Annotated in this window: 13 protein-coding genes; 8 read left to right on the top strand and 5 right to left on the bottom strand. The window is 35.5% G+C overall.

Translation table 11 applies throughout. From position 1 onward, the window contains the following. Positions 1-8: 8 nt before the first annotated feature. The 3 genes from ACWA1F_RS22370 to ACWA1F_RS22360 form a co-directional block, all read right to left on the bottom strand. On the bottom strand, positions 9-1,571 hold the full coding sequence (locus ACWA1F_RS22370; RefSeq protein ID WP_456897077.1) for a RagB/SusD family nutrient uptake outer membrane protein: 1,563 nt from the start codon (positions 1,569-1,571) through the stop codon (positions 9-11). An 11-nt stretch (positions 1,572-1,582) separates the two neighbouring features. After that, positions 1,583-4,750 (bottom strand): SusC/RagA family TonB-linked outer membrane protein, encoded by a 3,168-nt coding sequence (locus ACWA1F_RS22365; protein ID WP_456897075.1) that lies wholly within the window; start codon positions 4,748-4,750, stop codon positions 1,583-1,585. Positions 4,751-5,062: 312 nt separating this feature from the next. Continuing rightward, positions 5,063-5,941 carry an AraC family transcriptional regulator gene (locus ACWA1F_RS22360; RefSeq protein WP_306156092.1) on the bottom strand — a complete coding sequence of 293 codons (879 nt, stop codon included), beginning with the start codon at positions 5,939-5,941 and terminating at the stop codon, positions 5,063-5,065. Positions 5,942-6,245: 304 nt separating this feature from the next. Here ACWA1F_RS22360 and ACWA1F_RS22355 point away from each other — a divergent pair, with 304 nt between their 5' ends. The 6 genes from ACWA1F_RS22355 (at position 6,246) to ACWA1F_RS22330 (ending at position 14,791) form a co-directional block, all read left to right on the top strand. Next, the gene (locus tag ACWA1F_RS22355) at positions 6,246-7,382 is read left to right on the top strand and encodes a glycoside hydrolase family 26 protein (protein WP_456897073.1); all 1,137 of its coding nucleotides are present in this window, start codon (positions 6,246-6,248) and stop codon (positions 7,380-7,382) included. 33 nt (positions 7,383-7,415) lie between these two features. Next, positions 7,416-8,807, top strand: coding sequence for an MFS transporter (locus ACWA1F_RS22350; protein ID WP_456897071.1), 1,392 nt, complete (start codon positions 7,416-7,418; stop codon positions 8,805-8,807). 25 nt (positions 8,808-8,832) lie between these two features. Further along, positions 8,833-10,023, top strand: coding sequence for a glycoside hydrolase family 130 protein (locus tag ACWA1F_RS22345; RefSeq protein WP_456897069.1), 1,191 nt, complete (start codon positions 8,833-8,835; stop codon positions 10,021-10,023). A 6-nt stretch (positions 10,024-10,029) separates the two neighbouring features. Further along, positions 10,030-11,220, top strand: a complete 1,191-nt coding sequence (locus tag ACWA1F_RS22340) for an AGE family epimerase/isomerase (protein ID WP_456897067.1) — start codon at positions 10,030-10,032, stop codon at positions 11,218-11,220. A 146-nt stretch (positions 11,221-11,366) separates the two neighbouring features. Beyond that, positions 11,367-12,656 carry a glycoside hydrolase 5 family protein gene (locus tag ACWA1F_RS22335; protein ID WP_456897065.1) on the top strand — a complete coding sequence of 430 codons (1,290 nt, stop codon included), beginning with the start codon at positions 11,367-11,369 and terminating at the stop codon, positions 12,654-12,656. A gap of 155 nt (positions 12,657-12,811) precedes the next feature. Further along, positions 12,812-14,791 (top strand): glycoside hydrolase family 97 protein, encoded by a 1,980-nt coding sequence (locus ACWA1F_RS22330; protein ID WP_456897063.1) that lies wholly within the window; start codon positions 12,812-12,814, stop codon positions 14,789-14,791. Between the two features lie 141 nt (positions 14,792-14,932). Here ACWA1F_RS22330 and mgrA read toward each other — a convergent pair whose 3' ends face one another. Next, the gene (gene mgrA / locus ACWA1F_RS22325) at positions 14,933-15,889 is read right to left on the bottom strand and encodes an L-glyceraldehyde 3-phosphate reductase (protein WP_456897061.1); all 957 of its coding nucleotides are present in this window, start codon (positions 15,887-15,889) and stop codon (positions 14,933-14,935) included. A gap of 269 nt (positions 15,890-16,158) precedes the next feature. On the opposite strand from mgrA, the gene ACWA1F_RS22320 reads away from it, so the two are divergent. Then, positions 16,159-16,389, top strand: coding sequence for a DUF433 domain-containing protein (locus tag ACWA1F_RS22320; RefSeq protein WP_456897059.1), 231 nt, complete (start codon positions 16,159-16,161; stop codon positions 16,387-16,389). Continuing rightward, on the top strand, positions 16,389-16,724 hold the full coding sequence (locus tag ACWA1F_RS22315) for a DUF5615 family PIN-like protein (RefSeq protein ID WP_456897057.1): 336 nt from the start codon (positions 16,389-16,391) through the stop codon (positions 16,722-16,724). The genes ACWA1F_RS22320 and ACWA1F_RS22315 overlap by 1 nt, the downstream gene beginning before the upstream one ends. Before the next feature lie 104 nt (positions 16,725-16,828). Here the strand turns inward: ACWA1F_RS22315 and bglX are convergent, their stop codons facing one another. Then, positions 16,829-19,123 (bottom strand): beta-glucosidase BglX, encoded by a 2,295-nt coding sequence (gene bglX / locus ACWA1F_RS22310; RefSeq protein ID WP_456897055.1) that lies wholly within the window; start codon positions 19,121-19,123, stop codon positions 16,829-16,831. Positions 19,124-19,291: the final 168 nt, after the last annotated feature.

The following is a 19,291-nucleotide window of genomic DNA, read 5'->3' as shown; positions in this document are numbered from 1 at the left end:
TTAAAAAATTATTTGAAAGTGTAAGGAACTGGCGCTTCTTTCAACTTTGGATTTTTTCTAACTTCGATGTCTGGTTTTGGATAAATAAAGTCTGTTGGAGTTGGCGTATAATGCATTACCCCTTGAGAATCAAAACCTCTATCTTGCTGAGAAATGATATTAATTGCTTCCTGACGTGGCAATCTTCCCAAATCGAACCAAAATTCTCCTTCAAAAGCAAATTCAACTCTACGCTCATGAAATAAAGCTGCTTTCGTTAAGGGCACATTAGCTCCTAAAATTCCAAGACCCGCTCTAAATCTCACTTTGTTATAAGAATCTTTTGCTGCGGCATTAGTAGTTTCATCAGCTCCAGCCATAATTGCTTCAGCGTGAATTAATAAAAGATCAGCATAACGCATAATATAATTACAGTTATTCATTCCTCCCCATCCATCAGCCGGACCTGTCTCGCTAGTAACTTGGCCTACAACATACTTCTTAACAGCAGCTCCTGTATTACCTAATGCATCTGGATATTTTGTTTTGTCCATAACAAAACCTACAACACCGTCTCCTTTAAGGTTAGGATAAGAATCTCCATAAATCATAAACGACTCTTTTCGTCTTAAATCGCCAATTTCAAAAGCATCCTGAACATCATTACTTGGAACATAAGTAGCTCCGTAAGACGCATTATCATTTAAAATATCTAAACCATATTGAATATTAGAGAAATTTCCTCCTCCGTAAGTGTTTATAGCACCAGACCATTGCCAAGAATAGATAGATTCTTCGTTGTTATTTTTACTTGTCAAAAACAAATCTGCAAAATTTGGCACCAAACCAAACTCGCCAGAATTGATTACTTTTTCAGCCATTGTTTTAGAATCAGCATATTTCTTTTCATACAAATACACTTTGGCTAAAAATGCTTCAGCAGAACCTTGAGTTACAAAAATATTGTCTCCACTAGCAGATCTAGATCTCACTTTTGTTTTAAGATTTGTTGCCGCAAATTTTAAATCGTTTTCAATGAAGGTATATACATCTTCAATTCTGTTTGTATTCACCATTGGATCTTTCGCCAAAGCCAGATTATCTTCTATAATTGGCACAGGCCCATACAAACGAACCAAATAAAAATAGGCTATCGCTCTAAAAAAATGCGCTTCAGCAATTGTGTTTTTAATTACCGCCCTGCTCACATCTGCAGTAGCATTTTTTTCAATATTATTAATTAAGTTATTGGACTGTGCCACAATTGCAAAACAAGCTCTCCAAGGATCTAGCAAAATTGGGCTGTCAGATGTCAATTTAAACTGAATCAATTCTGGTCCATCAGCATACGCTAAACAATTCCCCGATGATAGTTCTGACAATGCGTAAAAGTTCTTAGTATAATAAGGAGCCCACATTGCACCATACATTCCGTAAGTAGTTCTTGCAACCTGCTCATCAGTATTATAAAATTGATCACTGCTATAACTATCTTCAGATGGGCGATCCAAAAAATCTTCGCTACAAGAAGTAGTTGCCAAACCTAGTGTTAAGAATAAAACTAAGGTCTTTATATTGATATATTTTTTCATAAGAGTAGTAATTAAAATTCTAAATTCATTCCAAAAGTGAAACTACGATTGGTTGGGTAACGCCCTGAATCAATTCCTGATAATAGCGGATCTTGATTGTAAGATCCTACCTCAGGATCATATCCTGTATATTTAGTAAATGTGTAAAGATTTTGAATACCAAAATAGAATCTCAGTTTACTAATACTTGCTTTTGAAATCACATCCGACGGCATATTATAACCTAAAGTCACCTGTTGAATTCTTAAGAACGAACCATCTTCTACATAGCGATCAGAGATTGCTATATTAGGATGTCCATCACCACCATCGGGTCTAGGATATTTGGCATCTGTATTTTCTGGTGTCCAAAAATCTGCCGCTTCTGCTAATTGATTTTCATACAAACGCTGGTTTTTAGTACCCGCACGTCTTGTCAAGTTCATTACTTTGTTGCCATAAGATCCTTGTAAAAAGACTCCTAAATCAATATTTTTATATGTAAAAGTATTATTGAATCCGTAAGTGAATTTTGGCTGTGGATTACCAATATACGTTAAATCCTTGTCATCAATTAGACCGTCTTTATTTTGATCTACGTATTCAACATCTCCCAATTGGCTTTTTACTGCTTTGTTTCCTGTAAAAGGGATAGGCGCATTTGCCAATTGTTCATTAGTTCTGATAATACCTACTGTCTGATAGCCGTAAAATTGACCAACTGGCTGCCCCACTATAGTTTTTGTAACTGCTTTAGTAGTATAATCATTCAGCATTACGTCTTTCGTTAAATCAAAATTATCCTGTAAACTCATCAGTTTATTTTTATTGGTAGAGAAAATTACTTTTGAGTTCCAGCTAAAGTTTTTGCTAAACTTGTTATTGTAATCTAAAGTCATCTCAAAACCTTGATTTCTTAAGCTTCCTAAATTTACACTAGGCGCTCCTAAACCTCCTTGATAAGCATCTGTACCAGTAACATAATAGGGCAATGGTAAGACAAACAAAAATCCTGCAGACTGTTTTCTGTACACATCAAATGTTGCCTGAAGTTTTGAATTAAAAAGTGTAAAATCTAAACCTAAGTTGGTTTGTTCAGAAGTTTCCCAAGTCAAATCAGGATTTGCGATATTATTAACCGTAAAGAAGTTACCCATTGCCGATTTTATGGCACGAACCGTACTCATATAACCGCCACCGCCAATATTTTGGTTTCCAGTCTCGCCGTAACCTCCTCTAATTTTGATGTTATCAATATATTCTCTAGTTCCTTCCATAAAACTTTCGTTTGAAAGTTTCCAATAACCTGAAACAGAAGGAAAGTAACCCCATTTTTGCCCCGGTCCAAAATTAGAGCTTCCATCCGCTCTCATCGTTGCCTGCAATCCATAACGATTATTATAATCATAATTAAAAGTTCCGAAGAAAGAGTAAAAAGCAGAACTTCCTTTATATTCTGAAGCTACAATTGTATCTGGATCTCCTAAACTGATAGAATGAATATCATTACTCAACAAGCCAGAAACGGTTTGCGAGTTTCCGAACCAATGACTATCATTAGCCTCTTGAGCAGCCAGAATATTAAAATGATGATTACCCGCATCAACCTTGTAAGTTAAAACGTTTTTAATATTAAGTTGATACCAATTGTTTGCTCGCTCTGTCAACTGATTTGTTTCTCTAACCGCTGCACCCCATTTATAAGTAGGCTGAAATCCTTCGAAATTATCAATATTAGTAGATCCACCAAGATCAAATCTATATTCAAGCCCTTTTGCTATTCTAAAATTGGCGTAAAAATTCCCAATAAAATTCTTTTTAATTAACTTATTAGTATTCATCAAAGCCGAAGCCACAGGATTAATCCAAACTCCTATAGAGCCGTCAGCCGGTGGACCAGCATAATTTCCGTTAGTATCTTTTACTGCAACATCCGGAGTAGACAATATAGACGTGCTAATAATACCGTTACTAGCACCGTTGATTGTAATATCTTCATTTGTGATACCTGCACCAATAGACACTCCAACAGTCAACCAATCTTTTAGCTTACTGTCAACATTCGTTTTAAAGCTATATCTTTTAAAACCAGATCCAATGACAATTCCTTCCTGATTGGTATAACCTCCAGAAATGTAATAGTTAGTACCATCCTTTGCCCCTGAAAACGAAATCTGATGATTATTCATTATCGCCGTTTTGTAAATCTCATCCTGCCAATTTGTTCCGTTACCCAACACAGACGGAACAGCAAATTCATCTCTTGGAGCAACACCATAGACAGCTGCCAAAGCATTTTGCTGTGCAGCATATTGACTTAAAGTCATAGTATCTAATAAGCGAGTTACATTTTGAATGGAGAAATACGTATCATACGCGATTCTTCCCGTTCCTTTTTTTCCTCTTTTTGTAGTAATAATAACAACCCCATTCGACGCTCTAGAACCATAAATAGCAGTTGCAGAAGCATCTTTCAAAATATCTAGTGTTTCTATATCATTAGGATTTAAGAAAGCAATAGGGCTAGAAGTTACGTTTCCTGTGTTTGTTCCCAAATAACCTGTAACGATTGAACCTCCGGTAGCAGTATTAGCAGCATCTCCCGAAATCGGAATACCATCTACAATATACAATGGTTCATTAGTTCCTGAAATAGAAGTAGTTCCACGAATTTTTACCGAGACACTACCTCCAGGCTGTCCAGAATTATTTGTCACTGTCACCCCTGCAGCACGTCCTTGTAACAATTGATCTACAGACACTTGTGGAGAATCTGCAAAATCTTTAGAAGTAACAGTAGAAATAGCTCCTGTTAAATCCTTTCTCTTAACACTTCTATACCCTACGTTTACTAGAACTTCGCGCAAATCTTCGGCGCTTAGTTTCAAAATAACGTTTACAGTTCCTCCATTTTTAACGTTGATTGTTTGCGCAACATATCCAATAAAAGAAACAGTAATAGTAGAATTTGCAGGTACATCGATCGAATATTTTCCATCAAAATCGGTTGAAGCCGTCTTTTTTGTACCTGTAACCACTATGTTAGCACCAGGAATAGAAAGTCCCTTTTCATCAGAAACCGTTCCCGAAACTTTTACCTGAGCCGTAATAAAATTACTAGTCAGTAACAGAAATAATATCAAAGGCACGGCCGTGTGGTCAGCCATCCAATGAATGAAGCTATTCATTAGTTTTTTCATAATAAGTGTTTGGTTAGTTATTTGTTTATTGCATAATCTAAAAGTAAATGCCAGGGTAAATTTTACTTTAAAATTATTTAACAAATCTATAACAGAGAGAATTATCAAATCGATAGTATTATATCATTTAATGATAATATTTTTACTAGAATCGATTTAAAAAACAGATATGAAAATAAAATCATATATATTTTAAATAATTCGCAATCACAACACCCTAAAAGAACATATCTAATGAATAAAAACCAACGAAAACGCAAAAATCAAACGTTTTCGTTAAAAATAATATTTATAAGTGACAAAAAAGTATCATTATAAAATACGTTTCAGACCCGAAAATTCTTCGCGATACTGACTTGGAGTACAATTTTTAGTCGCTTTAAAACTGCGATTGAAGTTCGCAATATTATTAAAGCCAGATTTAAACGCAACCTCAGAAACACTCATGTCTTTTTCAACCAGCCAGCGCGCCGCGTAACCAATTCTGATATCATTGATATAATTGACAAATGTTTTTCCGGTACGCTTTTTTATAAATCGGTTAAAAGAAATAATCGACATGCTCGCTACATTTGCTACATCTTCTAAAGTTATTTTTTCTGCAAAATGTTTCTGCACATATTCGTAAACCAATTTCATTTTATCATAATCATCAAAAGTATCATAGTCTACTGTATAAGTTGAAAGCAATCGCTGATTTCTAGAATTTGCCAGATCATATAATAAAGAAGTGATTTCTAGAAAATAGTCCATACCATCAAGTTTAGAAAGCCTCACAAGCCTTGGAGTCAATTCTTCTGCTGTTTTTTTCGAAAAAAGAATTCCGTGAATAGATCTATTAAACATATCTCGAATCGGATTCATGATTCTTCTAGACAATAAAGATTCATGAAATAAGTCGTTATGAAACTGAATGGTTATTTCGTGTATTTTTTTACTGGTACATTTATTTAGCTCCCAACCATGATATAAATTCGGACCAATTAAAACCAGTTCCACATTATCAATTTCTTCAATATTATCTCCCACAACCCGCTTCACTCCTTTTCCATTCAAAATAAAATTGATCTCAAATTCAGGATGATAATGAACCGGAAAATCAAAGCTGTCTTTTACGCGATCAAAAACCAAAAAGCTGTCGCTCGCAGCAAGTGGCGCAATTTCTCTATAAAAATTTTTAGTAGTACCCATCTTAAAAACTATTTTCAGGAAGTAAGTATTCGTTTTTTGACTGCAATAATATGATATATAATTGATAAAATAATATTAATTACACTTTAATCATCCGTTTATCTTTGAAAAAATTAATTATCATTTCTTTAAAAACAACATTAATAATAAACATTAATCATTTTTTATTAAATAACTTTTTATAGTTTTAATAATTTTAGCAATAATAGCTTAGAGAATTTTCGAAAGAAAAAACACTAAGATTTACAAACCGTAAACCCTTGTTTATTTTGCTTTTAGCTAAACAACCAACTCATATTTCGAAATGAAAAAACATTTTTTAACGCTTTTGACCGTAACTTTAATAAGCAGCTCCTGTTTGTCTCAAAAAAACACCGCTAATACTAATTTGTCACTTTCAGATAAAAAAGCAACTTCAGAAACTAAAACTTTATACAAAAACCTTAACACACTTTCTCAAAAAGGTTTTTTATTCGGACATCAAGACGATTTGGCGTATGGTGTAAAATGGAAATATGAAGATGGAAGAAGCGACATAAAAGATGTAGTCGGCGATTATCCTGCTGTTTATGGTTGGGATATTGCGGGTTTAGAAAATGACAGCCCAAATAATATTGACGGCGTTCCATTTAGTAAAATGAAACAATATATTATTGAAGCCAATGCCAGAGGCGGAATCTCGACAATCAGTTGGCATTTTGATAATCCTGCAACAGGAAAAAACGCATGGGATAATCAGCCAAATTCTTTAAAAACTATTTTGCCTGGTGCAGAAAACCATAAAAAATTCACTTCTTGGCTAGATAAAGCGGCCGTCTTTTTTCTTTCCTTAAAAGACAAAAACGGAAAAAACATTCCGATTCTTTTTCGTCCATTTCATGAACTTACAGGCGGTTGGTTCTGGTGGGGAAAAGGAAACTGCACGCCAGAAGAATTCAAAACCGCATGGAAATTTACCTTCGAATATTTGCAGAAAAAAGGCGTTCACAACTTAATTTATGTGTACAACACAGGAAGTTTTGGCAGTGAAAATGATTTCCTAACTAATTACCCTGGCGATCAATATGCTGATATGTTAAGTTTTGATACCTACCAAAATAGCAACGATCCGAATGGAGAAAAATTCATTTCCGAAGTACAGAATCAGTTTAAAATCTTAAACGAAATAAGCCTTAAAAAACATAAATTAATGGCTTTAGCAGAAGCAGGTTACGAAGCAGTTCCAGATCCAAAATGGTGGACAGGAACTTTATTGAAAGCTATTGGAGATTATAAAATTTCTTATGTGCTGTTATGGAGAAATCACGGCTGGCAGGAAAAAGAACAAAAAATGCATTACTATGCACCATATCCAAGTCAGGTAAGCGAAAAAGATTTTGTTGATTTTTATAATCTCAATCAGACTATATTTGAAAAAGACATTAAAAAAGCTCTAAAATAAACTAACTCAATTTAAACCTCAAATAATTAACCAATGCACGACAAAATTAGTTTAAAAGAAAAAATCGGTTACGGACTCGGAGATGCCGCTTCATCCATGTTTTGGAAAATTTTCAGCATGTATCTCCTATTTTTCTACACCGATGTTTTCGGATTGGCGCCTGCCGTAGTTGGAACCATGTTTCTAATTACTAGAATCTGGGATTCCTGCTTTGACCCAATTGTTGGAATTCTAGCCGATAGAACCAAAAGCAAATGGGGAAAATTTAGACCGTATTTACTTTGGGTAGCCATCCCTTTTGCCGTGATTGGCGTTTTGACTTTTTACACGCCAGATTTTGACGAAAAAGGAAAAATCATTTACGCCTATGTGACCTATTCGCTTATGATGATGATTTATTCCTTAATCAATGTGCCTTATGCATCACTTTTGGGTGTAATGTCTTCTGACCGAAAAGAAAGAAACACATTATCGTCTTACAGAATGGTTTTTGCTTTTGGCGGAAGTTTATTAGCGCTTTGGCTAATTGAACCTTTGGTGAATTATTTTGGTGGAAACTTAAATTCTAAAACAGGCTGGCTAGCCACAATCGCCGTTTTCGGATTAATCACAACGATTTTCTTCTGGGCTTGTTTTTTATTTACTAAAGAAAGAGTGCAACCAATTGGAGACGAACAAAATAACTTAAAAGAAGATTTACAGGATCTTCTAAAAAATAAACCTTGGTGGATTTTATTGGGCGCAGGAATTGGCGCTTTAGTTTTCAATTCAATTCGTGACGGCGCAGCGGTTTACTATTTTAAATATTATGTAAGCAGTTCGGTAAACTTCGATTTTTCACTTTTCGGAACCGATTTTCACATGACGCCAACTTCGATTTATTTGGTTTTAGGACAAGCCGCAAACATCATCGGAGTAATTCTAGCGACACCAATTGCCAATAAAATAGGTAAAAAGAAAACTTTCTTTGGAGCGATGGCTCTGGCCGCAATTTTAAGCCTAGTTTTCTATTTATTCGGAAAAGAAGATGTTTTCCTCATCATGAGTTTCCAGGTTTTAATCAGTATTTGTGCGGGCTGCATTTTCCCATTAATCTGGTCGATGTATGCTGATAGTGCCGATTACTCAGAATGGAAACAAGGAAGAAGAGCAACAGGCTTAGTTTTTTCTGCTTCTTCGATGTCACAAAAATTTGGATGGACAATTGGCGGTGCCGGAGCAGGCTGGCTTTTAGGCTACTTCGGATTTCAGGCCAATGTTGAACAGACTGCCTTTACACAAAACGGAATTCAATTAATGCTGAGTATTCTTCCGGCAATCGCTGCGGCAATATCAGTTTTATTCATATTATTTTATCCTTTATCTGAAGAAAAACTACAGCTTATAGAACAGGATTTAAACGAAAAGAGAAATCAAAATCATTAAAAATAAAGACAAAGAATAAATCTATATGACAACAATAACCTCTTCAGCCACTTTTCAAGAAAGAAAATCGGCATTAGAAAAACAACATAAAATACTGCTTGAGCAAAAAAATGAACCTCAAGAAATAGTTGGAAACGGTATATACGAACGTTACAAAAACCCAGTTGTTACCGCAGCGCACATTCCGTTAAATTGGCGCTTTGATTTTAACGAAAATTCAAATCCGTTTTTACAGGAAAGAATTGGAGTAAATGCCGCTTTTAATGCGGGCGCAATGAAATGGAATGGAAAATATTTACTAGCGGTTCGTGTAGAAGGAATTGACAGAAAATCTTTTTTCGCTATTGCGGAAAGTCCAAACGGAATTGATAATTTCAAGTTTTGGGACAAACCGTGCGTGATTCCACAAACGGAAGAACCAGACACAAACGTTTACGACATGCGTCTGATCAACCACGAAGATGGATATGTTTACGGGATTTTCTGTACCGAAAGAAAAGATCCGAAAGCTCCAAAGGGTGATACAAGTTCGGCTGTAGCCAATGCTGGAATCGTTCGTTCTAAGGATTTAGTAAACTGGGAAAGACTTCCAGATTTAATTTCGAATACAGGACAGCAAAGAAATGTGGTGTTGCATCCAGAATTTGTAAACGGAAAATACGCTTTATATACGCGTCCCCAAGATGGTTTTATAGATGTTGGTTCTGGAGGCGGAATTGGCTTGGGCTACATCGATGACATGACAAATCCAGTCGTAAAAGACGAGAAAATCATTTTCGGAAAACAATATCACACTATTTACGAATTGAAAAATGGTTTGGGTCCTGCTCCTATCAAAACTTCAAAAGGCTGGTTACATCTGGCGCATGGAGTTAGAAATACTGCTGCAGGATTACGCTATACTTTATATATGTTTATGACCGATTTGAATGATATTTCAAAAGTAACGCACGTTCCAGCAGGTCATTTTATGGGACCAGAAGGAATTGAAAGAGTGGGCGACGTTTCGAATGTTTTATTTTCTAATGGATGGATCGAAGATGAAGATGGAACAGTTTACGTTTATTATGCCTCTTCAGATACACGCATGCACGTTGCCGTTTCATCTGTTGATAAATTGGTTGATTATGTAATTAATACTCCAGCAGATACTTTTATTTCTGCAGGTTCTGTTCAGACTATTATTAGCCAAATCGAAAAAAATAACGCAATTTAAAATATCGTGTCACTACAAGTAAAGCTTTTAAAATCGGAACTCACCGCAGAACTAGACTCTATTCTAAACTATTGGTCTAAGCGTACTATTGACGACCAAAATGGTGGTTTTGTGGGACAAATCGACTTTAATGATCACCTTATTGCGAATGCAGAAAAAGGTTCGGTTTTAAATGCCCGAATTCTTTGGACATTCTCTGCCAGTTACAAGACCACAAAAAACGAAAACCACAAACTACTGGCAGAAAGAGCATTTGATTTTCTAGTAGCTTATTTTTATGACACCCAATTTGGAGGTCTTTTTTGGAGTATAAATGAGGATAAAACTCCAAAAGACACCAAAAATCAGATTTATGCGTTGGCTTTTGCCATTTACGGATTATCTGAATATTATTCGATTTCTCAGGAAGAAAGAGCTTTAGAAATCGCTAAAAACTTATATCATAAGATTCAAGAATACAGCTACGATCCTGTTAACAAAGGTTATTTTGAAGCTTTTACGAGAGACTGGAAACCGATTGAAGATTTACGTTTAAGCGAAAAAGATGCCAACGAAAAGAAAACGATGAACACGCATCTTCATATTATTGAAGGCTATGCAAATCTTTACAAAGTCTGGAAAGACGAAAAACTGCTCGCAGACATTGTGGAATTATTAGAAACAATCGAAAAATATTTCATCAATACGAAAACAGGCCATTTGCGTTTGTTTTTTGATGAAAACTGGAAAGAAAAACCAGATGTTATTTCGTACGGGCATGACATCGAAGCGGCTTGGCTTTTATTGCAATGCGCCGAAATTTCAGGAAACGAAAAATTAATTTCCAAGTATAAAAAACACGCCATTCAAATTGCCGAAGTCACCAAAGAAGGTTTAGATACTGACGGCGGATTGTGGTATGAATATGATCCTGAAAAAAAAGAATTAATTGCCGAAAAACATTGGTGGCCGCAAGCCGAGGCTTTAATTGGTTTCTACAATGCATATCAATTAACAGGAAAAGAAGAATATCTGGACATTGTTTTGAAAAACTGGTCTTTTATCAAAAAACACATTCTCGACAAAAAGAACGGAGAATGGTTTTGGGGTGTTTATGACGATTATTATACCATAAAAAAAGACAAAGCTGGATTCTGGAAATGCCCTTATCATAACGGAAGGGCTTGTTTAGAATTGATCAATCGAATTAAAGACTAAAAGGATGTTCAAAGTTTTGAAAACAAAAAACTTCTAATAAAACCTAAAGCCCTAGCCCTGATAGAAGTGGAAATCCTTTTATTTTTTTCTTTAAAAAATAAAAGATTGTAACGAATAGCAGGAAATAGCTCCTAAAAAATATCATCATGAAAAATAAATTTCTTAAAACTCTTTCTTTGGCTTTAATTTTCTCAGCAATTGCTTGTCAGGCGCAGGAAAAAATTACGGTAAAAGGAAACGAATTTTATAAAGGCGACAAACCATACGCTTATATTGGAACCAATTATTGGTATGGAAGTATGCTGGCGTCTAAAAAAATTGGCGACCGTAAAAGACTTTTACGCGAATTGGATTTGATGAAGAAAAATGGAATCGATAATCTTCGTGTTTTGGTTGGAGCAGATGGCGGAAAATACGATTTTACAGTTCGTCCCGCGCTTCAATACGAGCAAGGAAAATACGATGAGGATTTATTGGACGGATTGGATTTTTTATTGAATGAAATGCAGAAACGTAATATGTATGCCGTTTTGTATTTGACCAATAACTGGGAATGGTCGGGCGGAATGTCTCAATATTTAGAATGGAATGGCAAAGGTCCCGTTCCGGTTCCTGCTATTCCGCCAAATACTTGGCCACAATTTATGTCGTATACGGAGCAGTTTCACAGTTGCGAACCTTGTATGGAAGCGTTGAATAATCATGTTAAGTTTATTATTGGCAGAACCAATGCATATTCGAAAAAGAAATATAACGAAGACAATACAATAATGGCATGGCAGGTCGGAAACGAACCGCGACTTTTTACAATCGAAAACGAAGCTAAATTCACAAAATGGCTCAATAATATTGTAGACTTAATTGATAGTTTAGACAAAAATCATTTGGTTTCTACAGGTTCTGAAGGAAAAAACAGCTCGAACGACAGCATGGAAATTTTTGAAAGAACACATCAAAATCCGAATATTGATTATCTGACGATGCACATTTGGCCAAAAAACTGGAACTGGTTTAAAGCCGATAATGCCGAAGCTACAATGCCAAAAACTATTGAAAATGCTGGAAAATATATTGACGATCACATTAAAGTGGCCAACAATTTGAAAAGACCAATTATTATTGAAGAATTTGGACTTCCGAGAGAAAATGAAAATTTAAACGCGGGTGCTCCTTCGGTTTATCGTGATCAGTTTTACAGTTACATTTTTGGAAGAGTTGTAGAAAGCCGCAAAAATAATGGTCCATTGCAAGCTGCTAATTTCTGGGGTTACGGCGGTGAAGGAAGCGCCATTCACCCAGACGGAAAATGGAATCCTGGCGAGCCGTTTACAACCGATCCTCCTCAAGAACCGCAAGGTTTGAATTCCGTTTTTAACGGTGACAAATCGACTCTAGAAATTGTAAAAAAATACAATTTAGAGTTGAAGAAAAAGTAATTATTTAAAACCATATAAGTTATATAAGTTCATTTAAATAGGCTTGTCTAAAAAAGATTTTAAAAATCATATAAGTTGATTTAATAAGTTTTGCGGCTTAAGCATTTTATAAAATAAACTTATATAACTTATATGGTTTCAAAAAAACACCCAGCATGAAAAATATATTTGTTCTTTTTTGTTTCATATTCGTAAATATTTCTTTTTCGCAGAAGAAACAGGATTTTACAGTGACTTCTCCAAATGGAAAAATTGAAGTTACAATTTCTGTGAATGATAAAATTTCATGGTCAATTTCTAGTGGAAAAGATTTGATTCTAGCTCCATCGGAAATGTCTCTAACTCTGGATCAAAATGAAGTTTTGGGCAAAAATCCTGTGGTTTTAAATTCGAAAAAAGAAAGTGTCAATACTTCTTTTGAAACGCCTTTGTACAAAAAGAAGTCAGTAAAAAATCAATACAATCAACTGACTATAAATTTCAAAAATGATTTCAGTATTGAATATCGCGTTTTTGATGATGGTGCGGCGTATCGATTTGTGACTAAAAAGAAAAAAGACATTACAGTTAAATGGGAAAATGTCAGCTTAAATTTCGATCAGGATTATGCAACTTTAATGCCTTATGTTCGCGATTTAAGAAATCCGAAAGATCCTTATATTTCTTCTTTTGAAGCACATTATGAAAACAAAAAAATTAGTGAATTCAGCAAAGATACTTTAGCATTTTTGCCTTTTTTAATTGATTATAAAAACCATAAAAAAGCCGTTTTCTTAGAGGCCAATCTAGAAGATTATCCGGGATTGTTTGTAACGAATAATAAAAACAAATCGGGTTTTGAATCCCGTTTTTCGAAATATCCAACAAAAGAAACTAATGGAGGTTTCAACAACATTAATCGATTAATTTCTGAAAGAGCCGATTATTTAGTTCAAACAAAAGGAACCAGAAATTTTCCGTGGCGCGCAATTGTTATTGCCGAAAACGATGCCGATTTAGCCAATAATGATATGGTTCAGAAATTAGCCGAACCCTCAAAAATAAAAGATATTTCATGGATCAAACCTGGAAAAGTGGCTTGGGATTGGTGGAATGACTGGAACATTTACAATATCGATTTTAAAGCTGGAATTAACAAACAAACCTATAAATATTATATTGATTTTGCTTCGAAAAATAAAGTCGAATATGTAGTTCTAGACGAAGGCTGGAGTTTGGAAGAAGACATTATGAAACACAATCCGAATGTAGATTTAGAAGCTTTGATTGCTTACGGAAAAGAAAAAAATGTCGGCCTTATCTTATGGAGTTCGTGGATGGCTTTGACCAAAAATACAGACGGCATCTTAAAAAATTATGCCGATTTAGGAATTAAAGGTTTTAAAGTAGATTTCTTAGACCGCGACGATGCTAAGATGGTCAATTCGGTTTATGATATTTCGCAGAAAGCAGCCAATCATAAATTGATTTTAGATTTCCACGGCATGTACAAACCAACAGGAATTCAGCGTACTTTCCCTAATATTTTAAATTTTGAAGGTGTAAAAGGTTTAGAAAATAATAAATGGACACCAAATGATGATGTTCCGTTATACGATACGACAATTCCGTTTATCCGAATGATGGCGGGGCCAATGGATTATACCCCAGGCGCAATGCGAAACGCAACGAAAAGCGAATTCAAGCCAAGTCATTCTACTCCGATGAGTCAGGGAACAAGATGTCATCAATTGGCGTTGTACACGATTTTTGAAGCGCCTTTGCAAATGATGGCCGATAGTCCAACTGCTTTTATGAAGGAACAGGAAAGCACGGATTTTATTGCTAAAGTTCCGACGATTTTTGATGAAACTGTAGCGTTGAATGGAGAAGTTGGAAAATTCGTTTCGATTGCGCGTAAAAAAGGAAATACTTGGTATCTAGGCGCTATTACAAATTGGGATTCCAGAGACATTACAATCGATTTTTCTTTCCTTGAAAAAGGTGAAAAATTCCAAGCCGAAATTTTCTCAGATGGAGTAAATGCAGATAAAGCTGCCGTTGATTATAAAAGAGAAATTATTACTGTAGATTCTAATTCAAAAATAAAATATCATTTGGCAAACGGCGGAGGTTTGGCGATGATTATTCAATAAGTAAGTCCCAGAGGGACGAAATATTTATAGAAAAATAAACATATATAATATAAAGCTCCAGAGGAGCGACATATTTAGCCTTAATATGCCGCTCCTCTGGAGCATAAATACTATATTAATACAATTCACTGATTACAAATATCACGCTAAAATCTTCTCAATCGCATTCAATTCATCATTTGAAAACTCCGTATTCTGCAAACAATCAATATTATTACACAATTGCTTAACAGAACTTGCACCAATCAAAACTGAAGTAATTCGTTTGTCTTTTTGCAGCCAAGCCAAAGCCATTTGCGCCAAAGACTGATTTCTATTCTGAGCAATTTCATTCAGCTGAATTAATTTCTGAATTCTTTCTTGCGTCACCTCATCTTCTCTCAAATGTCCGTTTGGATTATGTGCGCGAGAATTTTCAGGAATTCCGTTTAAATATTTATCTGTCAAAAGTCCTTGTGCCAAAGGCGAAAAGGCAATACAACCCACTCCTTTTTCTTCTAAAACATCCAAAAGTCCGTTTTCTACCCAACGTTCCAACATCGAATATTTCGCCTGATGAATCAAACATGGCGTTCCTAATTCTTTCAAAATATCCACTGCAACTCTCGTCTGTTCTGCCGAATAATTACTAATTCCGACATACAATGCTTTCCCGCTTCTTACCGCGTGATCTAAAGCCACCATCGTTTCTTCAACGGGCGTTTCAGGATCTGGACGATGCGAGTAGAAAATATCGACATAATCCACATTCATTCGCTTTAAACTTTGATCTAAACTCGATAAAAGATATTTTCGAGATCCCCAGTCGCCATAAGGACCATTCCACATCGTGTAGCCCGCTTTGGTAGAAATTACAATTTCATCACGCAGATTTCCTTGAAAATTATGCCATAATATTTTTCCGAAATTCTCTTCTGCAGAACCTGGAACTGGTCCGTAATTATTAGCTAAATCGAAGTGCGTAATTCCTTTATCGAAAGCTTCAATGGCGATACTTTCTGCGTTTTCAAAATTATCGACTGAACCGAAATTGTGCCATAACCCTAAAGAAATCTCAGGAAGTAATAATCCGCTTCTGCCACATCTGTTGTACTTCATTTTTTTGATTTAATAGTTGGAGTTTTAAATAGATTTTAAAAATACGAAATTTTGCCACGAAGGCACAAAGTCACTAAGGTTTTATTTGAAAATGAAATCGCCACGACCCGAGCGAGAGCGAATAGACGAAGCAATTCACGAATTTTTGCAATAATTAATTCGTGAATTCGTGGCGAATAAAACATTGCTTCTTAGTGTCTTCGTGGCAAAAAAAACTTCATATCCTAAATCGCATTTAATTTTGTAAATTTGTTTGAAATACAAAAACCATGGAAAATAACTGGCAAAACTTAATTTCAATAGATCCAGACATTAGATTTGGAAAACCTGTCATTACTGGGACGCGAATTTGTGTTTCTGATATTCTTTCGTGGCTATCTACAGGAATGTCTTTTGAAGAAATTATCGAAGATTTTCCTGAATTAAAAAGAGAACATATACTTGCTTCTCTTGCTTTTGCTGCAAATAGAGAAAACATCACAAAAATAATTGCGGCATAATGAAGTTGCTTTTAGATGCTAATATCTCGTGGAGAATTGTAAAGCTTGTTGAAAATGATTTTCCTAATTGTTTTCATTCAAAAGATATTCAAATTTCTCAACCAGCAAAGGATATTGAAATCTGGGAGTTCGCCCGAAAAAACGACTATACAATCCTTACCCACGATGATGATTTTGAGAAACTATTACTTTTAAAAGGTGTTCCTCCAAAAGTTATAATTCTAAAAACCTTCAATAAAAATACCAAACAACTAGCAGAATTATTGATTTCAAAAAAAGAAGTAATAGAATCATTCATTGTAAATGATCAATTGATGATTTTGGAAATTTATTGATTCCATTATAAAAATCGCCACGAATTCACGAATTAATTATTTTAAAAATTCTTGAATTCGTGGCAAAAAACCTTTGTCGCTTTGTCACTCTGTCACTTTGAAACTTAAAGAATCTCAAAACCACCAGTCAACCCTTTATCAGAGCTTCCTCCAACCATGATTTTAAAAGTTCCCGGTTCTACTAAATATTTTCCTTCATTATTATAAAAACCAAGTTCTTTATCTGTTAAAGTAAAAGTTACGGTTTTGGTTTCTCCTTTTTTCAAATTCACCAATTCAAAACCTTTAAGTTCTTTTATTGGACGAACGATACTTGCGAATTCATCATGAATGTATAATTGAACTACTTCCTTTCCATCATAATTTCCTGAGTTTGTAACCTCAACAGAAATCTCTACTTTTTCTCCTTTCGCGAAAGCCGTTTTATTCAGTTTTAAGTTTTTATAATCGAATTTAGTATAGCTCAAACCAAAACCAAACGGAAATAAAGGCGTTTTCTCCACATCCATATAATGCGACCAGAAAACATTTTTATCGCTGTCAATTGGTCGTCCCGTACTGTATTTGTTGTAATAAATTGGCACCTGACCTACATTTCTAGGGAATGACATTGGCAATTTTCCGCTCGGGTTATAATCTCCGTATAAAACCTGTGCTACAGCATTTCCGGTTTGAGTTCCTAAATGCCAGGCTTCTACAATTGCCGGAACATTTTCTGCCGCCCACGGAATGCTTAACGGACGTCCGTTATTTAAAACCAAAACTACATTTGGATTTACTTTGTAGATTTCTTCTAATAATTCCTGTTGTAAGCCCGGAAGATTCAAATCGGTTCGGCTTCTTCCCTCACCGCTTTGGAAACCATATTCGCCTAAAACCATTACGACAACATCAGCTTCTTTAGCTGCTTTTTTTGCAGTTTCAAATCCGCTTTTGTCTGTAGTATTGAAAACCGTTTCCGTTAAAAAAGTAGCTTTTTGTTTTAATAAATCAACGCCTTTTTCAAAAGTTAATTGATTGTCTTTGTATTGCTGCATTCCTTCTAAAACCGAAACAGCAGTATCATCAGAAGCTGCAATTCTCCAACTTCCCAACGGACTGTTTTTATCATTTGCCAAAGCTCCAATCAAAGCGATTTTCTGTCCAGATTTTTTTAGCGGAAGCAAATTCTTTTCGTTCTTCAACAAAACGATAGATTTCTTGGCCATATCCAAAACACCATCGTTATTAGCTTTGCTTCCCACAACTTCTTTTTCGCGTTTTTCGTCGCAATAACGGTACGGATCATCAAATAAACCTAATTCAAATTTCACTCTAAGAATTCTTCGAACGGCATCATCAACCAAAGCTTCTTTTACTTTTCCAGCTTTTACCAAATCAACCAGTTTGGCAACATATAAATAGGATTCCATATCCATATCAGAACCCGCGATTACAGCTTTTGCAGTTGCATCAGCTTCGTCTTTGGCATAACCGTGAGCGATCATTTCACGAATCGAAGCGTAATCAGAAATCACGAATCCGTCAAACTTCCATTTTCCTTTTAAAATATCTCTTTGCAGGAAAGCATTTCCTGTTGCAGGAATTCCGTTCAAAGTATTAAACGAATTCATAAACGTACGAACACCCGCTTCTACAGTCGCTTCAAATGGCGGTAAAACCGAATTGTACAATTTAGAATTACTAATATCTACAATATTATATTCCAATCCCGCTTCCACATAACCATAAGCCGCAAAGTGTTTCGCGCAGGCTGCAATCGTATTTACTTTTGCCAAATCAGCAACCGTTTCTCCTTGAAAACCTTTTACACGTGCATAACCTACTTTACTTCCCAAGTACGGATCTTCACCCGCACCTTCCATCACACGGCCCCAACGCGCATCATTTGCAACGTCAACATTTGGCCCAAAAGTCCAGTTAATTCCAGATGCCGAAGCTTCATCGGCAGCAATCGCCGCCGATTTTTTAATGGCTTCTAAATCCCAACTTGCTGCTTCTGCCAAAGGAATTGGACTTAACGTTTTATATCCATGTATTACATCAAAACCAATAATTAGCGGAATTCCCAATCGGGTTTCTTCAACCGCAATTTTCTGTACCGCACGAACTTCTTTCACGCCACGAACCGTCAGCATCGAACCCACTAATCCTTTTCTTAAATGTTCGTATTTTAATTCGGCTGTTCCGCCTTTTGGAGCCGGTCCAGTAACATCCCAAAAACCGTTGTACTGATTCATTTGCCCCACTTTTTCCTCCAAAGTCATCAAAGGCAAAAGCAAATCGATACGCTGTTCAATAGTTTTATTTTTATCCAAATACGGTTTCTTCTGTGCATTCATATTTCCAACAGTAAACAGGGACAAAACCCCGATAATAATTATTTTTCGATTCTTCATAATGGTTTAGTTAGTTTAGTAATTTGGGCGTGTCCCGCCGAAAAAGGCGGGTCGGGCTATCCGTTTCAAGTCCTCGCACTTCCTTCGTCAGGCTGCGGGCTTTCCACTTCTATCCCTCACGCAAACATTTTCAAAAGAGCATTTTCATTATTCTTTTTTATAATTCAA

Source organism: Flavobacterium erigeronis (genome assembly GCF_054075165.1).
Note: the sequence above shows the minus strand (reverse complement) of the source record. Positions and strands in the feature narration are given on the sequence as shown.

What these genes read in the sequence shown, in the direction of transcription:
- ACWA1F_RS22350 (WP_456897071.1), top strand. Translation starts at nt 7,416, where the DNA reads ATGCACGACAAAATTAGTTTAAAAGAAAAAATCGGTTACGGACTCGGA.
- ACWA1F_RS22335 (WP_456897065.1), top strand. Translation starts at nt 11,367, where the DNA reads ATGAAAAATAAATTTCTTAAAACTCTTTCTTTGGCTTTAATTTTCTCA.
- ACWA1F_RS22315 (WP_456897057.1), top strand. Translation starts at nt 16,389, where the DNA reads ATGAAGTTGCTTTTAGATGCTAATATCTCGTGGAGAATTGTAAAGCTT.
- ACWA1F_RS22330 (WP_456897063.1), top strand. Translation starts at nt 12,812, where the DNA reads ATGAAAAATATATTTGTTCTTTTTTGTTTCATATTCGTAAATATTTCT.
- ACWA1F_RS22370 (WP_456897077.1), bottom strand. Translation starts at nt 1,571, where the DNA reads ATGAAAAAATATATCAATATAAAGACCTTAGTTTTATTCTTAACACTA.
- ACWA1F_RS22360 (WP_306156092.1), bottom strand. Translation starts at nt 5,941, where the DNA reads ATGGGTACTACTAAAAATTTTTATAGAGAAATTGCGCCACTTGCTGCG.
- bglX (WP_456897055.1), bottom strand. Translation starts at nt 19,123, where the DNA reads ATGAAGAATCGAAAAATAATTATTATCGGGGTTTTGTCCCTGTTTACT.
- ACWA1F_RS22320 (WP_456897059.1), top strand. Translation starts at nt 16,159, where the DNA reads ATGGAAAATAACTGGCAAAACTTAATTTCAATAGATCCAGACATTAGA.
- mgrA (WP_456897061.1), bottom strand. Translation starts at nt 15,889, where the DNA reads ATGAAGTACAACAGATGTGGCAGAAGCGGATTATTACTTCCTGAGATT.
- ACWA1F_RS22355 (WP_456897073.1), top strand. Translation starts at nt 6,246, where the DNA reads ATGAAAAAACATTTTTTAACGCTTTTGACCGTAACTTTAATAAGCAGC.
- ACWA1F_RS22345 (WP_456897069.1), top strand. Translation starts at nt 8,833, where the DNA reads ATGACAACAATAACCTCTTCAGCCACTTTTCAAGAAAGAAAATCGGCA.
- ACWA1F_RS22365 (WP_456897075.1), bottom strand. Translation starts at nt 4,750, where the DNA reads ATGAAAAAACTAATGAATAGCTTCATTCATTGGATGGCTGACCACACG.